This is a genomic window from Pseudoduganella umbonata (assembly GCF_014192225.1).
GTDB lineage: Bacteria > Pseudomonadota > Gammaproteobacteria > Burkholderiales > Burkholderiaceae_D > Rugamonas > Rugamonas umbonata.
In genome coordinates this window covers 497503-515163 of the sequence record NZ_JACHXS010000003.1, presented here as the reverse complement: position 1 = coordinate 515163, position 17661 = coordinate 497503, and the positions used below count along the sequence as shown (strand labels likewise).

Genomic DNA, 17661 nt, shown 5'->3' with positions numbered 1-17661 from the left:
GCTCCAAAGTTGGTGGCGGCCGGTGCCGCCGATTCCGGGTTGCTGTTACCAGTCGTCCTCTACGCTGCGCTAAACTTGCCAGGGATTTTAGCGGCAACGCACGGTAGAATGTAGCCCAAAAACCAAGACCCGGCAGGAGGCCAGGATGATCGAACCAGCGTTGAAGTCGGTGCAGTGCCTTTCGCCGGCGGGATTGCACCGCATGGCCTACCAGGAATGGGGGGATCCGTCCAACCCGAGGGTACTGGTCTGCGTGCATGGCGTGACGCGCGTTTCGGACGACTTCGACGACCTGGCGCGCGCGCTGGCCGGCGAGTACCGCGTGGTGTGCCCCGACGTGGTGGGCCGCGGCCGCTCCGGCCGGCTGCGCAACCCGGACCTGTACCGGATACCCCAATACGTGAGCGACATGGTCACGCTGCTGGCCCGCGTGCTGGCGCCTGGTGGTGCCAACGCGGCTGCGCAGGCGCAGCAGCAGCAGGTGGCGTGGTTCGGCACGTCGATGGGCGGCCTGATCGGCATGGGCCTCGCGTCGCTGCCGGACAGTCCCATCGAGCGGCTGGTCCTGAACGACATCGGCCCGGTGCTGGACCCGGGGGCGCTGCGCCGCATCGGCGACTACATCGGCCAGGACGTGCGCTTCGCCTCGTTCGAGGAAGGCGCGCGATTCGTGCGCGACGTGTCGGCGTCGTTCGGCCCGCATACCGATGCGCAATGGCACAAGATGGCGCGCGACGTGCTGCGCCAGGATGCGGACGGCAGCTGGGTGCGGCATTACGACCTGGCGCTGGCGCAGCCTTTCCGCGCGGCGACGCCGGAATCGGTGGCGGCCGACGAGCACCTGCTGTGGGCCGCCTACGATGCGATCCGCTGCCCGACGCTGCTGGTGCGCGGCGCCGAGTCGGATCTGCTGTCGCACGCGACGGCGCAGATGATGACCCAGCGCGGCCCGCGTGCCCGGCTGGCGGAATTTGCCGGCGTAGGCCATGCGCCCACGTTCGTGCATGCCGACCAGATCGCGGTGGCGCGCGCGTTCCTGCTGGAAGCTGCTGGAACGTAGTGTTTACCTCACCCTATTTTTGTTGAACCTGTAGAAAAGAGAAGAAATGGAAATCAAACGACTGTACGTAGGCAAGCGGATGTCCGAAGTGGCGATCCACAACAACACCGTGTACCTGGCCGGCCAGGTCGCCGCCACCAACCCGGATGCCGACATCGCGGGCCAGACCCGCGAAGTGCTGGCGGCAATCGACAAGCTGCTAGCCGAATCGGGCAGTGACAAGAGCTGCATCCTGTCCACGCAGATCTTCATCAAGGACCTTGCGCATTTCGCGGCCATGAACGAAGTGTGGGAAGAATGGGTCGCGCAGGGCCACACGCCGCCGCGCGCCACCGTCCAGGCGAACCTGGCCAACCCGGCCTGGCTGATCGAAATCGTGGTGGTCGCCGCCCAGCGTTGATCCGCCGGTTCGACCGGCAGGATTCACGCGCAGCACGAGGGAAGCCGGAACAGGTCACTGGCCGTCGGCTTCCCGCTCATTCAGGCTTGGTCCGGCCGTTGAAACGGCGGCCGGACCAGCAGCAAAGGTTTTTGTCATGGTATCCATCGCGGCGCTGAACAGCGCAACGTCCGAGCAGCTGGTACAGGGTTTGTCCAAGGAAGACGGCGCGCGCGTGCTTGCCGCGCTCGATTTCGCCGGCGAAGCCTATGTGGGCAAGCTGTGCACGAGCGGCCAGCCGGCCTTCGATTTCGCCGTGGGCGCGGCCGGCACGCTGGCGCTGCTCAATACCGACGCGGCCACCCGCATCGCCGCGCTGCTGTTCGAACTGTGCCTGCTCGATCCGGCGCAGGGCATCGCGATCGAGCCGAAGTTCGGCAAGGAAGTGGCCGATCTCGTCATCGGCGTGCACCAGCTGATCCGGTTGCGCGAGCTGACGCAGGGCTCGCCCGCCGCCACGCGCGGCAAGAACGCCGCGCAGCAGGCCGTGGCGCAGATGGAAACGCTGCGCAAGATGCTGCTGGCGATGGCCACCGACATGCGCGTGGTGCTGGTCAGGCTGGCGTCGTGCTGCAGCACGCTGCGCTGGTTCGCCGACCAGAAGATCTTCAATGACATGACGCGCGCCTACGGCCGCGAAACGCTCGACCTGTACGCGCCGCTGGCGAACCGCCTGGGCATCTGGCAGATCAAGTGGGAACTGGAAGACCTGTCGTTCCGCTTCATCGAACCCGAGAACTACAAGCGCATCGCCAAGATGCTCGAAGAGAAGCGCATGATGCGCGAGAGCTTCGTCACGCAGTCGATCGACCGGCTGCAGTCGGAACTGGCTGCGGCCGGCATCCAGGCCGAGGTGTTCGGCCGGCCGAAGCATATCTACAGCATCTGGAACAAGATGCGCGGCAAGGAGCTCGACTTCACGGAGCTGTACGACGTGCGCGCGTTCCGCGTGATCGTGGCGGACGTGAAAGCATGCTATGCGGTGCTCGGCCTGGTCCATAACATCTGGACGCCGATCCCGAAGGAATTCGACGACTACATCTCGCGGCCGAAGCCGAACGGCTACCAGTCGCTGCACACGGTGGTGATGGCGGACGACGGCCGGCCGCTCGAGGTGCAGATCCGCACGCAGGAAATGCACAGCTTCGCCGAGTATGGCGTGGCCGCGCACTGGCGCTACAAGGAAGAGGGAAACTCCAGCTTCCAGGGCCAGAAATACGATGAGAAAATCGCCTGGCTGCGCCAGCTGCTGGCGTGGAAGACCGACGTGGCCGATGCCGTGGTCGGCCAGGAGGAACTGCAGCGCGAATGGGTGGAAAAGCTGAAGGAAGCGGCGCTGGACGACCGCATCTTCGTGCTGACCCCGCAGGCCCGCGTGCTGGAACTGCCGGTCGGCGCCACGCCGATCGATTTTGCCTACCACCTGCACAGCGACGTGGGCCACCGCTGCCGCGGCGCGCGCGTGGACGGCGTGATGGTGCCGCTCAATACGCCATTGAAGAGCGGCCAGACCTGCGAGATCATCACCGCCAAGGGCGCGCCCGGCACGGCCGGCCCGTCGCGCGACTGGCTGAGCCCGGGCTATGCCGTCAGCAACCGCACCCGCGCCAAGGTGCGCGCGTGGTTCCATGCGATCGATGTGCAGGAAACGCTGTCGCACGGCCGCTCGCTGGTCGAGAAATCGCTGCAGCGCGAAGGCAAGACGGCCGTCAACCTGGAAGCGCTGGCGCAGAAGCTGGGCTTCGGCAAGGTGGACGACCTGTTCCTCGCGGTGGGCAAGGACGAATTCTCGCTGCGCCATGTCGAGCATGCGCTGCACGACAACGCCGAGCCGGCGCCGCCCGAAGACGCGGTGGTGCTGAACAAGAGCCGCGCCTCGTCGACCGAGCAGGGCGCCAAGTCCGGCGTGCTGGTGGTCGGTACCGAGGGGCTGATGACGCAGCTGGCCCGCTGCTGCAAGCCGGCGCCGCCGGACCCGATCGTGGGCTTCGTCACGCGCGGCAAGGGCGTGTCGATCCACCGCCTGTCGTGCAAGAATTTCGCCGAGATGCGGATGAAGGCGCCCGAGCGCGTGATCGTCACCGAATGGGGCGACGGGCGCGGCGATACCGTCTACCCGGTCGACCTGTTCGTGCTGGCGGGCGACCGGCAAGGCCTGCTGCGCGATATCTCCGAAGTGTTTTCGCGCGAGAAGATCAATGTGATCGGCGTGAACACGCAAAGCGCGAAAGGGCAGGCGCGCATGACCTTCACCGCGGAAATCGGCTCGACCGCGCAGGTGCACAAGGCATTGGCCGCGATCTCGGAAGTCACGGGCGTGCTGGAGGCGCGCCGCGCCTGACCGTCAATGACGGCGGCGAATCAGCGGCTGATTCATAACGACGGGTAACGGGACGACGAGTAACGGCACGGCAGGTAACGGCACGGCGGGTAACGACGGTACCGCTATTGCGGCCGCCCCTGCCTGCCCGCCAGTTCGGCCTGCAGCGTGACGTGGTCGATGCCGTGCTTTTCCAGCAGCATCGCGCGGATCGCCTTCAGCGTGGCGGGCCAGTGCTGCAGGTCGGGCACCTCGACGTGGCCGATCAGGGCCGGCTGACCCGGCGCCATGTCCCACACATGCAGGTCGTGTACCGAGCTCACGCCGTCGACGCCTTCCAGGTCGTTGCCCACCTTTTCATAATCGATATCGTCCGGGACACCCTCCATCAGGTGGTGGCCCGATTCGCGCAGGATGCTCACGGTGGATTTCAGCAGCAGCAGCGACACCAGCAGCGACAGCAATGGATCGATCTGCATCCAGCCCGTGTAATAGATCACGATGCCAGCGGCCAGCGCGGCCACGGAGCCCAGCATGTCGCCCATCACGTGCACCAGCGCCGCGCGGGTGTTCATGCTTTCCCGGTCGCGCGACAACACCAGCGCGACCAGCACGTTCACCACCAGGCCGATCGCGGCCACGCCGGCGACGGCACCGCCCTGTACCGCTTGCGGCTGGGCGAAGCGGTGCACGGCTTCATACACGATCCAGCCGATCACCAGCAGCATCACGAGGCCGTTGACGAATGCGGCCAGCGCTTCGGCGCGGCCGAAGCCGAACGAGTAGCGCGACGAGGGCGGGCGCTTGGCGATCAGTTGCGCCAGCAGTGCCAGGCCCAGCGAGGCGGCATCGGTAAGCATGTGGCCGGCGTCGGCGATCAGCGCGAGGGAATTGGCCATGAAGCCGGCCACGACTTCGACGCCGGCAAAGGTCAGTGTGAGGCCCACGGCCCAGGCCAGGATCGACAGGCTGCGGTCGGCGCGCTGGTGCTTGTATTTGGCGTCGCCCTTCAGGTGGGCGTGCAGGTGACTGGTGGCGTTCATCGTATCGCGGTGGGGGATGTGACAAAAATATAGCACGCACATCGGCCGCGCATGATTGCGGCCCTGCCGGCGATGGGGGATAACGCCGAGGCCGCCTTGAGGGCAATTTCATTCTGGCCCTTGTCTTATCGGCGCCGGCTCTCTATAATGCTCGGCATTGGGCGGTTAGTTCAGCTGGTTAGAATACTTGGTCGACATCCAAGGGGTCGGGGATTCGAATTCCTCACCGCCCACCAGAATGCGAAGGGGTTGTTTCACGGTGTGATGCAACCTCGTCAACTTCAAGGCAGTAAAGTAGTGGGCAGTAAAGTAGTGATTAAGCAGTAAATGAGCAGCAAAGCAGTACAAGAGGGCGGTTAGTTCAGCTGGTTAGAATACTTGGTCGACATCCAAGGGGTCGGGGATTCGAATTCCTCACCGCCCACCAGAATACTTCAGTAACAGTCAATGTAAGAGCGAGAAAGGCAATCCGGTTATGACACCGCGAACTACAACCGCTAAGGTTTGGTGAGTGACGCTAGTCGATCGGCTTTCTTTGGCTTTTTCAAATTGAAAGATAACGCGGCTAGTCCGCGTTTTTTTTCGTCCCGGTTTTTCGCATTTTCCCTTCATTTCAGTTGAGTTTCAGCTCATTTAATACGCGGCCCCGTGCCGATTGGAGATCAATGATGGTATCAGTCCGACTTCCCGATGGGTCCGTGCGCCAGTTCGACGCGCCGGTGACCGTGGCCCAGGTGGCCTCCAATATCAGCAACAGCCTGGCCAAGGCCGCGCTGGCAGGCAAGGTCGACGGCAAGGTCGTCGATACCTCGTTCCTGATCGAGCGCGATGCCGACGTGGCGATCGTCACCGACAAGGATCCCGAAGGCCTGGACGTGATCCGCCACTCGACGGCCCACTTGCTGGCCTATGCCGTCAAGGAGCTGTTCCCGGACGCGCAGGTGACGATCGGCCCGACGATCGAAAACGGCTTCTACTACGACTTCTCGTACAAGCGCCCGTTCACGCCGGACGACCTGGTGGCGATCGAAAAGAAGATGGCCGAACTGGCCAAGAAAGACGAGCCCGTGACGCGCAAGGTGCTGCCGCGCGACGAGGCGGTGGCGTACTTCAAGTCGATCGGCGAAGCGTACAAAGCCGAAATCATCAGCTCGATCCCGGCCGGCGAGGATGTGTCGCTGTACAGCGAAGGCAAGTTCACCGACCTGTGCCGCGGCCCGCACGTGCCGTCCACGGGCAAGCTGAAGGTATTCAAGCTGATGAAGCTGGCCGGCGCCTACTGGCGCGGCGACTCGAAGAACGAGATGCTGCAGCGCGTGTACGGCACCGCCTGGGCCAAGAAGGAAGAGCAGGAGCAGTACCTGCACATGCTGGAAGAAGCGGAAAAGCGCGACCACAGGAAACTCGGAAAGCAATTGGACTTCTTCCACTTCCAGGACGAGGCGCCGGGCCTGGTGTTCTGGCACCCGAAGGGCTGGACGATCTGGCAGCAGGTCGAGCAGTACATGCGCAAGAAATACCAGGACAACGGCTACCAGGAAGTGAAGGCGCCGCAGATCCTCGATGCCAGCCTGTGGGCCAAGACGGGCCACTGGGACAACTACCGTGAAAACATGTTCGTCACGGAATCGGAAAACCGCCAGTACGCGCTGAAGCCGATGAACTGCCCGGGCCACGTGCAGATCTTCAACAGCGACCTGCGCTCCTACCGCGACCTGCCGCTGCGCTATGGTGAGTTCGGCCAATGCCACCGCAACGAGCCGTCGGGCGCGCTGCACGGCATCATGCGCGTGCGCGGTTTCACGCAGGACGACGGCCACATCTTCTGCACGCACGAACAGATCGAGCCGGAAGTGGTGGCGTTCCACCAGCAGGCGATGGAAGTCTACGACGACTTCGATTTCACCAATATCGAGGTGAAGCTTGCGCTGCGCCCGGATAACCGCATCGGCACCGATGAAGTCTGGAACGATGCGGAAGAAGCGCTGCGCCAGGGCCTGCGCGCCTGCGGCGTGTCGTGGACGGAACTGCCGGGCGAGGGCGCGTTCTACGGCCCGAAGATCGAATACCACCTGAAGGATTCGCTGGGCCGCCCTTGGCAGGTCGGCACGATGCAGGTCGACTTCTTCATGCCGGAGCGTCTCGGTGCGCAATATGTCGCGGAAGACAACACGAAGAAGACGCCGGTCATGCTGCACCGCGCGATCGTCGGTTCGATGGAGCGCTTCATCGGCATCCTGATTGAAAACTACGCGGGCGCGCTGCCGATGTGGCTGGCGCCGGTGCAGGTATCGATCCTGAATATCTCGGAAGGGCAGGCGGCATACGCCACCGAACTGGCTGCCAAGCTGCGCAAGCTGGGCTTCCGCGTCACGGCTGATTTGCGCAACGAGAAGATCACGTATAAAATACGCGAACATTCCGTCCAAAAAATGCCTTACATCCTCGTGATCGGGGATAAAGAGCGGGATGCCAATACCGTGGCCGTGCGTGCGCGGGGCAATGTCGATCTGGGTGTAATGTCCATCGATGCCCTGGTTGAGCGACTCCAGCAGGATGTTGCCAACAAAGCCTGACGAGGATTGATCGCCAAGTGGCGATCGTTAAGTCCTCGTAACCGGCCAACTTACAAAATTTTTAAAGGAAACTGCAATAGCTACTGACAAGTCGCAGCATCGCATCAATGGCGAAATCACGGCACCGGAAATGCGTCTTTCCGGTGTCAATAATGAGCCGCTGGGCATCGTGAGCCTGGCCGAAGCCTTCCGCCTGGCGGAAGAAGCGAACGTGGACCTCGTGGAAATTGCGCCGACCGCGCAGCCACCGGTTTGCCGTCTGATGGATTACGGTAAGTTCAAGTACTCCGAGCAGAAAAAAGCGCACGAAGCCAAATTGAAGCAGAAAGTCATCTCCGTGAAGGAAGTCAAATTCCGTCCCGGTACTGACGATGGCGACTACAACATCAAGCTGCGCAACCTGATCAAGTTCCTGGAAGAAGGCGACAAGACGAAGATCACCCTTCGTTTCCGCGGGCGCGAAATGGCCCACCAGGACATCGGCATGCGCATGCTGGAGCGGTTGAAGTCCGACCTGGAGGAGCATGGCCAGGTTGAGCAGTTCCCGAAGATGGAAGGCCGCCAGATGATTATGGTTATAGCCCCCAAGAAAAAAAATCCGCCTCGGTAAGCCGCATGAGCGGGCGCATTTCGGGCCTGACGTGCTCCGCTGCGGCGGACCGATCGTACTGAAGTACGATTCCGCGCGACAGGCCCGAACTGCATCCCGCTCCTGCGGTTCCCGAGGCGGATTCCAACCATGCCTCGGGTATCAAGGCGAAGGGCGGAAGCCTTTTTCCCACTGCGCATCGGCAGTGCTGGTGCGCAATTGGAAAAACCGGGTATAATTGCCGGCTGCCGGGATTTGGTGTCGGACACATCGTGTCGGACACCGGTTTGAGCCTTTGAGCTCTCGAGCCCGGCAAAAGAATTTGCGGGATCAAATCCGCAACATGTAGTGGCCCAGCTGCCGCTGCATCAACAAGTGAAAGCAGGCACCCAAGCGCAACGTGTTGTTGCCACCTGCGATCCTGTTATTTGGAGCTGTCCGCGAGGACAGATGTGTTATGCCAAAAATGAAGACCAAAAGCTCCGCGAAGAAGCGTTTTCGCGTGCGTCCGGGTGGTACCGTCAAGTCGGGTATGGCGTTCAAGCGTCACATCCTGACCAAGAAGACCACCAAAAACAAGCGTCAGCTGCGTGGCACCCGTAACATCAATGCGTCCGACGTCACCAGCGTCCTGCGCATGATGCCGTCCGCTTAATCTCACACTCATTAAGGAGCTACTATGCCTCGAGTAAAACGTGGGGTTACCGCGCGTGCCCGTCATAAAAAAGTACTAAACCAGGCCAAGGGTTACCGCGGTCGTCGCAGCAAGGTTTACCGTATTGCCAAGCAAGCAGTCATGCGCGCTGGCCAGTACGCCTACCGCGACCGTCGTAACAAGAAGCGCGTCTTCCGCGCCCTGTGGATCACCCGTATCAACGCGGCTTCGCGCGAACACGGCCTGACCTACAGCGTCTTCATGAATGGCCTGAAGAAAGCTGCTATCGAACTGGACCGTAAAGTCCTGGCCGATATGGCTGTGATGGACAAGCCGGCGTTTGCCGCGATTGTCAACGCCGTGAAAGCAAAGATCGCTGCTGCCTAATTAAGCATTGGCAATCGATGTTGCGTGCCGCCCGCTGGGTGGCGCGAAGAGCGGGGCACGGGATAACGACCGGTGCCCCGTTTTACATTTCCAGCATAGGAAAATCAGTCGGATGAACTCCCTCGAACAAATCGTTTCCGTCGCGCAGGCTGACTTCCTCGCCGCCGCGGACGCCGCCGCACTTGAAAACGCCAAAGCCAAGTACCTTGGCAAGACTGGCCAGATTACCGAACTGATGAAGGGCCTCGGCAAGCTCGCACCCGAGGAAAAGAAGGCGCAAGGCGCGCTGATCAACGCTGCCAAGCAGCAGATCGAAGCCGCGCTGACGGCGCGCCGCGATGCGCTGGCCGAAGCCCAGCTGCAGCAGCGCCTGAATGCCGAAGCGATCGATGTGACCTTGCCCGGCCGCGGCCGCGCTCCCGGTGGACTCCACCCGGTGATGCGCACGTGGGAACGGGTCGAGGCGATCTTCCGCTCGATCGGCTTCGAGGTGGCCGGCGGCCCCGAGATCGAAACCGACTGGACCAACTTCACGGCGTTGAACAGCCCGGAAAACCACCCGGCCCGCTCGATGCAGGATACCTTCTACGTCGAAGGCAACGATTCGACCGGCAAGCCGCTGCTGCTGCGCACGCACACCAGCCCGATGCAGGTGCGCTACGCGCGCAGCCACCAGCCGCCGATCAAGGTGATCGCCCCGGGCCGCACCTACCGGGTCGACAGCGACGCCACCCATTCGCCGATGTTCCACCAGGTCGAAGGCCTGTGGATCGCCGAAAACATCAGCTTTGCCGACCTGAAGGGCGTGTACCTGAACTTCGTGAAAGCCTTCTTTGAAACGGACGACCTGCAAGTCAGGTTCCGGCCGTCGTACTTCCCGTTTACCGAACCGTCGGCCGAGATCGACATCGCCTTCGGTTCCGGCCCGCTGAAGGGGCGCTGGCTGGAAGTGTCGGGTTCGGGCCAGGTGCACCCGACCGTCGTGCGCAATTTCGGGCTGGACCCGGAAAAATACATCGGCTTCGCGTTCGGCTCCGGCCTCGAGCGCCTGACCATGCTGCGCTACGGTGTCAACGACCTGCGCCTGTTCTACGAAGGCGACCTGCGCTTCCTGAAACAATTCAACTAAGAAGAAGCTGATCATGCAATTCTCTGAAAACTGGCTCCGCACGATGGTCGATCCGAAGATGAGTTCGGATGAGCTGTCCCACCTGCTGACGATGTCCGGCCTCGAAGTGGAAGAAGTGGAACCCGTCGCACCGCCGTTCACCAACGTCGTCGTCGGCCACGTGCGCGAAGTGCAGAAGCACCCGAATGCCGACCGCCTGAACGTGTGCCAGGTCGACGTGGGTACCGGCACGCTGCTCAACATCGTGTGCGGTGCGCCGAACGTGCGCGAGGGCCTGCGCGTCGCTTGCGCCACGGCCGGTGCCGTGCTGCCGCCGGGCGCGGACGGCAAGCCGTTTGAAATCAAGGTGGGCAAACTGCGCGGAGTCGAATCGCAGGGCATGCTGTGCTCGGCGCGCGAACTGAAGCTGTCCGAAGACCATGGCGGCCTGCTGGAACTGCCGGACGATGCGCCGGTGGGCACCGATTTCCGCGATTACTACGCGCTGAACGACCTGAAATTCACGATCAAGCTGACGCCGAACAAGGCCGACTGCCTGTCCGTGCTGGGTGTGGCACGCGAAGTATCGGCGCTGACCGGTTCGCCTCTGAATGCGCCCGCCAGTCCCGCTGCCGCCGTTACGCTGGATGAAAAGCTGCCGGTCACGATCGGCGCGCCGGACCTGTGCGGCCGCTTTGCCGGCCGCGTGATCCGCAACCTGAACGCGAAGGCCGCGACGCCGGACTGGATGAAGCAGCGCCTCGAGCGCAGCGGCCAGCGTTCGCTGTCGGCACTGGTCGACATCTCGAACTACGTGATGCTGGAACTGGGCCGTCCTTCACACGTCTTCGACCTGGACAAGATCCATGGCGGCCTCGAGGTTCGCTGGGGCAAGGCGGGCGAATCGCTCAAGCTGCTGAACGGTAATACCGTTTCTGTCGACGAATGGGTCGGCGTGGTTGCCGATGGTGAACAGGTCGAATCGCTGGCCGGCATCATGGGCGGCGACGCCACCGCCGTGTCGCTCGACACGACCAATGTCTATGTGGAAGCGGCATTCTGGTGGCCGAATGCCATCCAGGGCCGTGCCCGCAAGTACAACTTCTCGACCGATGCGGCGCACCGCTTCGAGCGCGGCGTCGACTACGCGACGATCCCGGAGCATATCGAACGCATCACCGCGCTGATCCTGGAGATCTGCGGGACGTCCGAGACCAGGGTCGGGCCGATCGACGACCAGGTCGTCAACCTGCCCGAACGCAAGCCGGTACAGCTGCGCACCGCGCGCGCCCAGAAAGTGATCGGCGTGCCGCTGACCGATGCCGTCATCGCCGACATCTTCACGCGCCTGGCGCTGCCGTTTACCGTCGAGAACGGCGTCTTCAGCGTCACGGCGCCGAGCTACCGCTTCGACATCGAGATCGAGGAAGACCTGATCGAGGAAGTAGCGCGCGTGTACGGCTTCGAGAACATCCCGGCCAAGCCGCCGGTGGCCGAGAACACGATGCGCATCGCCGCGGAGAACGAGCGCTCGATCTTCGCCGTGCGCCACCAGCTGGCCGACCTGGGCTACCAGGAAGTGGTCAACATGAGCTTCGTGGAAGCGCAGTGGGAACTGGATTTCAACGGCAATACCGATCCGATCAAGCTGCAAAATCCGATCGCCAGCCAGTTGTCCGTGATGCGCTCGTCGCTGATCGGCAGCCTGGTCGCGAACGTGCGCTACAACGTCAACCGCAAGGCGCCGCGCGTGCGTGCATTCGAGGTGGGGGCGGTCTACCGCCGCGACGCCCGCGTGCAGGACGGTCCGCTGACGGTGGCCGGCTACGACCAGCCGCAGCGCGTCGGCGCCATCGCCTACGGCCCGCAGGCGGACGAGCAGTGGGGACTGCCAACCAAGGATGCCGACTTCTTCGACGTCAAGGCCGACCTGGAAGCGCTGTTCGCGCCCGCCCAGTTGCGCTTCGCCAAGCTGGAGCATCCGGCGCTGCATCCGGGGCGCGCCGCGTCCGTATCGCTGGACGGCAACGTGATCGGCTTCATTGGCGAGCTGCACCCGCGCTGGCTGCAAAAGTACGATCTGCCGAAGGCGCCCGTCGTGTTCGAAGTGGATGCTGTTGCATTGCAACAACGTTCGGTACCGGCCTACACGGAAATCTCGAAGTTCCCAGGCACCAGCCGCGACCTTGCCCTGGTGGTTCCGCAAACGGTGGGAGCCCAGGAATTGCTGGACGTCTTCGCCGCCGCGGTCGCCGGGAGCGAGCATGCGCGCATCGTGCAAGCCATTGTTTTGTTTGATGAATACCGCGGCGCCGGGCTTGCGTCGGACGAGAAATCACTTGCTTTCCGCTTTAGCTTGCAAGATACTCAAACAACCCTGCAGGACGAAATCGTCGATAGTTTGATGGGTACGCTGGCTGATGCAGCCACGCAAAAACTCGGCGCGCGAGCACGCAAGTAATCGTAGCGTCATTGTGTGGCATGCAGGCCGGTGCATCCCAGTGCCGGCCAGCACATGACCAGTCCCTGCAGCGACATAGCGCGACGCCGATGAGGATTTGTTGTAATAATTTTATTGTGATAAGTTGTTCATCCGCTTTGCAGCTAACTTAGACCGGGCTTAAGCTCGACAGTAAGTACCGCGCGGCACTTTCGCGCATTGCGGCATTCATTCAGAATAGTCAACATTCGGTTCATATAGCGGGTCCGGTTATGCCGGACCCACGTACTTTGTAAAGGCAGGGCAGCAAAATTAACAACAACGACACCGCGGTCATGCAATCTGCGCTGGATGCCGAGTTGCACAGCGCCATGCAGGTCGCAAAAGTACGCAAGGAAGCTGAAAAGAGCTTGCCGACGCTCACGAAAGCCGAGCTGGCCGAACTACTGTTCGAACAAGTAGGCCTGAACAAGCGCGAAGCGAAGGATATGGTCGAAACCTTCTTCGACGAGATTCGCAATGCACTCGAGCGCGGCGAAGCCGTCAAATTGTCCGGTTTCGGCAATTTCCAGCTGCGCGACAAGCCGCAGCGGCCGGGACGCAACCCGAAAACGGGTGAAGAAATCCCGATCACGGCGCGTCGCGTCGTGACCTTCCACGCCAGCCAGAAGCTCAAGGGCATGGTGGAAGAAAGTGCCGCGCTGGCACGAGCAGCCTGATAAAGGATCGGCATGAACGATCGCCTCAGCAAGACCGAACTGGTCAGCTTGCCGCCGATTCCGGCCAAGCGTTACTTCACGATCGGCGAGGTTAGCGAACTGTGCGGTGTAAAGCCGCATGTGCTGCGTTACTGGGAACAGGAATTTACCCAGCTCAAGCCAGTGAAGCGCCGCGGCAACCGCCGCTATTATCAACACCATGAAGTGCTGCTGATCCGCCGGATCCGTGAATTGCTCTATGAGCAAGGCTTCACGATCAGTGGCGCGCGCAATAAACTGGACAGCCGTGGCGTCGCCGCCCAGGAAGCGTATGATAACGATACGCCCCCACCGCCACCTCCGCTCGACCGGGAAATGATTCGCAATGAATTGCTGGCAATCCTCGGACTGTTGAAATAGGGATTGTTGAACCAGGGTTCATTGAAACAAGGGTCATTGAAACAAGGATCATTGAACCAAGGATCATTGAACCAGGGATCATTGAACCAGGGATCATTGAACCAGGGATCATTGAACCAAGAGTCATTGAAACAGGGCGCGCGTGGCCGGGTGCCTCCTGTCATCTCTTTTGTCACGATTGCCTGTGTAAGCAGGCACGACTGCAGGTAGGCGCGATGACAAAGTAGCGCGACTTCCGGTAGGCGCGACAACGGGCCGAAACGTTAAATGATTGGTGTTACAATATCAACGTTATAGATCCGTTAGTGAAAAATACAAACGCTCGGCGAGCGATCCACGGCCAATTTCCCAAGCCAGGGATATACGAGGGAAACAATGATACGCGTTGCCATTTGTGACGATCACCAGATAGTACGAGCAGGCTTCAAACAGATCTTTTCGCAATCCGAAGAATTCTCCGTGGTTGCGGAGGGCAGCACGGGGCGCGAGGCACTGGACATTGCGCGCCGCGAAATTTGCGACGTCCTGCTGCTCGATATCGCCATGCCGGACCAGAGCGGTATCGACACCTTGCGCACCATCCGCCAGGGCCAGCCGGATCTTCCGGTACTGATCCTGTCCGGCTACCCGGCCCAGCAATATGCACTCAACCTGTTCAAGATGGGCGCCAATGGCTACCTGAACAAGGAATGCGAAGCCGATGAACTGATTACCGCCGTGCGCACCGTCTTCCAGGGCCGACGCTATGTCAGCTCGCAGGTGGGCGAATTGCTGGCGCAGAGCTTCGACCGCGATCCGAACACGGCGTTGCATACGGAATTGTCGGACCGCGAGTTCCAGGTTTTCCTGCGCCTCGCGCGCGGCGCCACCGTCTCCGACATCGGTACTGCACTGTCGCTCAGCATCAAGACCGTCAGTACCTACCGTACCCGCATCATGGAGAAGATGGGCTTGCAGTCCAATAGTGACCTGACCTACTATGCAATGAAGAACAACCTGCTGGATTGAGCGCTTGCCGCGTTCGGGTACCAGGTGAAACCGCCAGCGCCGGATCCTTCGGGATCGGTCCTGGCGGTTTTGTTTTGCTGCGATGTCTTTCGATGACGGTGTTGTTCCTGGCAGTAATATTCTCACGCTGAAGCATTTCCGCAAGGCATTAAATCGGCAGCCGGGCTATAATGACTTGCCCGCCGTCCGCCTCAGCGAAGGATGCCCCAGGATGTATTTCACAGCGAAGGCAGAGCCGCATCACAGGCTGCCACTCTACAAGACCGTTTTGTGCGTCACGTGCGCGCTGATTCTCATCGTCAACGGCTTGTTCCTCTTTCATAACCTGCAGGCACTGAAGAGCGCCAACGCGCAAGTGCTGCAAAGCTCGCGCGTTGCCGAGCGCCTCCAGTACCTGGACGTGCTGGTGCAGGATGCCGAAAGCAGCATGCGCGGCTATTTCATTTCCGGCAATGAAGTCTATCTTGGTCCCACACGCAGCGTGCTGGACAAGACCGAGGCGGAAGTGCGCCATCTGCAGACGCTGCTGGCCGACAATCCGGCACAGCTGAAGAATCTGTCCCAGCTGAACACGCTCATCCGGCGCAAGCTGACGATACTGAACCAGGCCATCGATGTCTATCATCATGGTGGGCTGGATGAAATCGTCAATATTTCCCGCTACGGTGACGAGAAGGGCGGCCTGGACGAGATTCGCCTGCAAACCGTGATCATGATCCAGGAGCAGAACGAAACGCTGGAAGCACGCAGTGCCGGGTTCTACAAGGAATATCACAACGCGCTCGTGCTTGGTGTTCTCATCAACGCCGTGGCGATCGTCGTGCTGGTGATGTTCTATCGCCTGGTCAGCCGCAGCTACCTGCGCCAGGCGGCGGTCGAATACGCGCTGCAGCAGTCGAACGAGAATCTCGAGGCAATGGTGGCGCAGCGTACCGAACAGTTATCCGTCCTGTCGCGGCACCTGATCAGTGTCAGCGAGGATGAGAAATCGCGGCTGTCGCGCGAGCTGCACGACGAGATGGGTGCCAGCCTGACCTCGATCAGCATGGATATCGGCGCCGTCACGCTGCAATTGCAGAAGACGCATCCGGAACTGGCGGCCCAGCTGAAGCGGGCCCGCGGCACGCTGGTGGAAACGGTTGAGCTGAAGCGGCGCATCATCGAGAACTTGCGGCCCAGCCTGCTGGACAACCTGGGCCTGTGCGCCGCCATCGACAGCTATACGGACGACTTCTCGCGCATGACGAAGGTGCCGTGCGATACGGAAATCGGCCCGGAAATCGACGGCATCGTACGTGACGGCGACACCGGCCTGTCGATCGCGCTGTTCCGCATCGTGCAGGAATCGCTGACCAACATCCGCAAGTATGCCAAGGCGAGCCGCGTATCCGTCACGCTGCAGCTGGGCGAAGAGGGGTTGGTGCTGAGGATCATCGACGACGGCATCGGCATCGCATCGAACACGCTGGCCAAGCCGATGTCGCATGGCATCCTGGGCATGCGCGAGCGTGCGCTGCTGCTGGGTGGCTCGCTGACGATTCGCCGCGGGCGCGGCGAGAAGGGAACCTGCATCGAAGTGCGCATTCCGCTGCGCGGCGCGGTCGAAACCGGCGCGCAGCGTATTGCAAGGGACGGCGAAGTGGTAAAGCCGGTGGTCAGCAGCCCGCTACGTCAACGAGCAGACGATCATATTCCGTCTTTGCCACCTTGTAGCATTCGCCCGCATAGCGTTCCAGTCCCGCACGATCCAGTACAGTGATATTGCCGCGGCGGTAGGTGATCAGGCCATCGTCCTGCAGCTTGCCGGCGGCGGCCGTGATGCTTTCGCGGCGCACGCCCAGCATGATCGAGATCATTTCCTGCGTGACCTTCAGTTCGTTGGTCGGCGAACGGTCCAGGCGATCCAGCAGCCAGCGGCACAGCTTCTGCTCGATCGAGCTGTGACGTCCGCCCACGGCGTTCTGGGCCATCTGGGCGAACAGCGCCGTGTTGTAGCGCATCAGCAGCTGGGGCAGGGCGCCGCCCTGGTTGAACGCGTCGCGCAGTGCCTGCGCTTTCAGGCGGTAGCCATAACCGGCGCTTTGCACGACCGCGGTGCACATGGCGCGTTCCCCGGGGAACATCGATACGCCGACCACGCCTTCGTGGCCGACCACGGCGATTTCCGTCGTGGCACCGTCTTCCATCACGTACAGCAGGGAAACGATGGCGGTAGTGGGGAAGTACACATTCTCCAGCTTGCTGCCATATTCGAAGAGTTCTTTGCCGAAGGGCATTTGCACCAGCTCCAGGTGCTCGAACAACGACTCCAGCACATCACGCGGCAGTGCAGCCAGCAGTTCATTCTGCTGGGTACCACTGTAGCTGATCACTGGCCTGGTGGCTTCCCGCGCACCGGCGAGCGGCATCGTGGTTTTGTCGGAAATGCCAAGTTGAGTGTTGTTCATATTGTCCTCACGAGCTTAAGTACAGGAATCGCGTCGGCCGCTTCAAGGTATGGATTGCGGCTCTTGGTTAGATACCGCACGGCGCCGATCGCGTTGGTAGTACTTTAAGTTCCTATGTACGTACCGAACATAAGACGGGTTTCCGCTTGGGTGTAGGTTGGTAAGATGGCCCCTTGTCAGTCTAGTCCTACGGAAACATCGAATTTCCATACCATACTCGTTTTGCAGGCAGCGCACGATTGATGCGCGGATGGGCCGACCGCCTCGCAAAGCAAGGCCCAGCCTCGTTTCCACGTTTTTCGATGCTATCCGTACGGCAGCGAACATTGCCTGGAGCAACACTTGCCAGCATCGCTGCAGACCGGCTACGTAGAAGTCCGCGCTCGCCGACCTCCACTGATACGGCCTGTTCCTACAAGACCTTGAAGACATCACCGTGCATTACAGCCAGCGCCGGTGTTCCTGACCACG

At 61.5% G+C, this 17661-nt stretch carries 16 protein-coding genes and 2 tRNA genes; 16 read left to right on the top strand and 2 right to left on the bottom strand.

The features are described from left to right. The first annotated feature begins 145 nt into the window (after positions 1–145). The 3 genes from FHS02_RS10900 to FHS02_RS10890 all read left to right on the top strand — a co-directional run bounded on the left by FHS02_RS10900 (position 146) and on the right by FHS02_RS10890 (position 3840). Positions 146–1060 carry an alpha/beta fold hydrolase gene (locus FHS02_RS10900; protein WP_137313440.1) on the top strand — a complete coding sequence of 305 codons (915 nt, stop codon included), beginning with the start codon at positions 146–148 and terminating at the stop codon, positions 1058–1060. Between the two features lie 46 nt (positions 1061–1106). Beyond that, complete coding sequence (locus tag FHS02_RS10895; protein ID WP_137313439.1) at positions 1107–1460, top strand: RidA family protein; 354 nt, start codon at positions 1107–1109, stop codon at positions 1458–1460. Between the two features lie 136 nt (positions 1461–1596). Beyond that, complete coding sequence (locus FHS02_RS10890; RefSeq protein ID WP_137313438.1) at positions 1597–3840, top strand: RelA/SpoT family protein; 2244 nt, start codon at positions 1597–1599, stop codon at positions 3838–3840. Between the two features lie 104 nt (positions 3841–3944). Here the strand turns inward: FHS02_RS10890 and FHS02_RS10885 are convergent, their stop codons facing one another. After that, positions 3945–4862, bottom strand: a complete 918-nt coding sequence (locus FHS02_RS10885; protein WP_137313437.1) for a cation diffusion facilitator family transporter — start codon at positions 4860–4862, stop codon at positions 3945–3947. 159 nt (positions 4863–5021) lie between these two features. On the opposite strand from FHS02_RS10885, the gene FHS02_RS10880 reads away from it, so the two are divergent. From FHS02_RS10880 to FHS02_RS10820, 13 genes are all read left to right on the top strand, one after another. Further along, positions 5022–5098 (top strand) — tRNA-Val (locus FHS02_RS10880). Positions 5099–5212: 114 nt separating this feature from the next. Further along, a tRNA-Val gene (locus FHS02_RS10875) sits at positions 5213–5289 on the top strand. Positions 5290–5530: 241 nt separating this feature from the next. Further along, positions 5531–7438 (top strand): threonine--tRNA ligase, encoded by a 1908-nt coding sequence (gene thrS, locus FHS02_RS10870; protein WP_137317346.1) that lies wholly within the window; start codon positions 5531–5533, stop codon positions 7436–7438. Positions 7439–7514: 76 nt separating this feature from the next. Beyond that, the gene (gene infC / locus FHS02_RS10865) at positions 7515–8048 is read left to right on the top strand and encodes a translation initiation factor IF-3 (RefSeq protein ID WP_137313436.1); all 534 of its coding nucleotides are present in this window, start codon (positions 7515–7517) and stop codon (positions 8046–8048) included. A 436-nt stretch (positions 8049–8484) separates the two neighbouring features. Then, complete coding sequence (gene rpmI, locus FHS02_RS10860; RefSeq protein ID WP_057262756.1) at positions 8485–8682, top strand: 50S ribosomal protein L35; 198 nt, start codon at positions 8485–8487, stop codon at positions 8680–8682. Positions 8683–8706: 24 nt separating this feature from the next. Continuing rightward, entirely contained in the window at positions 8707–9069 is a 363-nt protein-coding gene (gene rplT, locus FHS02_RS10855; protein WP_130188793.1) for a 50S ribosomal protein L20, read from the top strand. 112 nt (positions 9070–9181) lie between these two features. Further along, complete coding sequence (gene pheS, locus FHS02_RS10850; RefSeq protein WP_137313435.1) at positions 9182–10198, top strand: phenylalanine--tRNA ligase subunit alpha; 1017 nt, start codon at positions 9182–9184, stop codon at positions 10196–10198. Positions 10199–10211: 13 nt separating this feature from the next. After that, a complete protein-coding gene (pheT, locus tag FHS02_RS10845; RefSeq protein WP_137313434.1) occupies positions 10212–12638 on the top strand; it encodes a phenylalanine--tRNA ligase subunit beta in 2427 nt (808 codons plus the stop codon). A gap of 350 nt (positions 12639–12988) precedes the next feature. Continuing rightward, complete coding sequence (locus FHS02_RS10840; protein ID WP_131149008.1) at positions 12989–13336, top strand: integration host factor subunit alpha; 348 nt, start codon at positions 12989–12991, stop codon at positions 13334–13336. A gap of 12 nt (positions 13337–13348) precedes the next feature. After that, the gene (locus tag FHS02_RS10835) at positions 13349–13735 is read left to right on the top strand and encodes a MerR family transcriptional regulator (protein WP_137313433.1); all 387 of its coding nucleotides are present in this window, start codon (positions 13349–13351) and stop codon (positions 13733–13735) included. A 3-nt stretch (positions 13736–13738) separates the two neighbouring features. Further along, entirely contained in the window at positions 13739–13945 is a 207-nt protein-coding gene (locus FHS02_RS32070; protein ID WP_137313432.1) for a hypothetical protein, read from the top strand. A 165-nt stretch (positions 13946–14110) separates the two neighbouring features. Continuing rightward, entirely contained in the window at positions 14111–14743 is a 633-nt protein-coding gene (locus tag FHS02_RS10825; protein WP_131145232.1) for a response regulator, read from the top strand. Positions 14744–14954: 211 nt separating this feature from the next. Further along, on the top strand, positions 14955–16502 hold the full coding sequence (locus tag FHS02_RS10820) for a CHASE3 domain-containing protein (RefSeq protein WP_137313431.1): 1548 nt from the start codon (positions 14955–14957) through the stop codon (positions 16500–16502). Here the strand turns inward: FHS02_RS10820 and FHS02_RS10815 are convergent. Further along, positions 16399–17190, bottom strand: coding sequence for a Crp/Fnr family transcriptional regulator (locus FHS02_RS10815; protein ID WP_137313430.1), 792 nt, complete (start codon positions 17188–17190; stop codon positions 16399–16401). The two genes, FHS02_RS10820 and FHS02_RS10815, sit on opposite strands and share 104 nt — an antisense overlap. Positions 17191–17661: the final 471 nt, after the last annotated feature.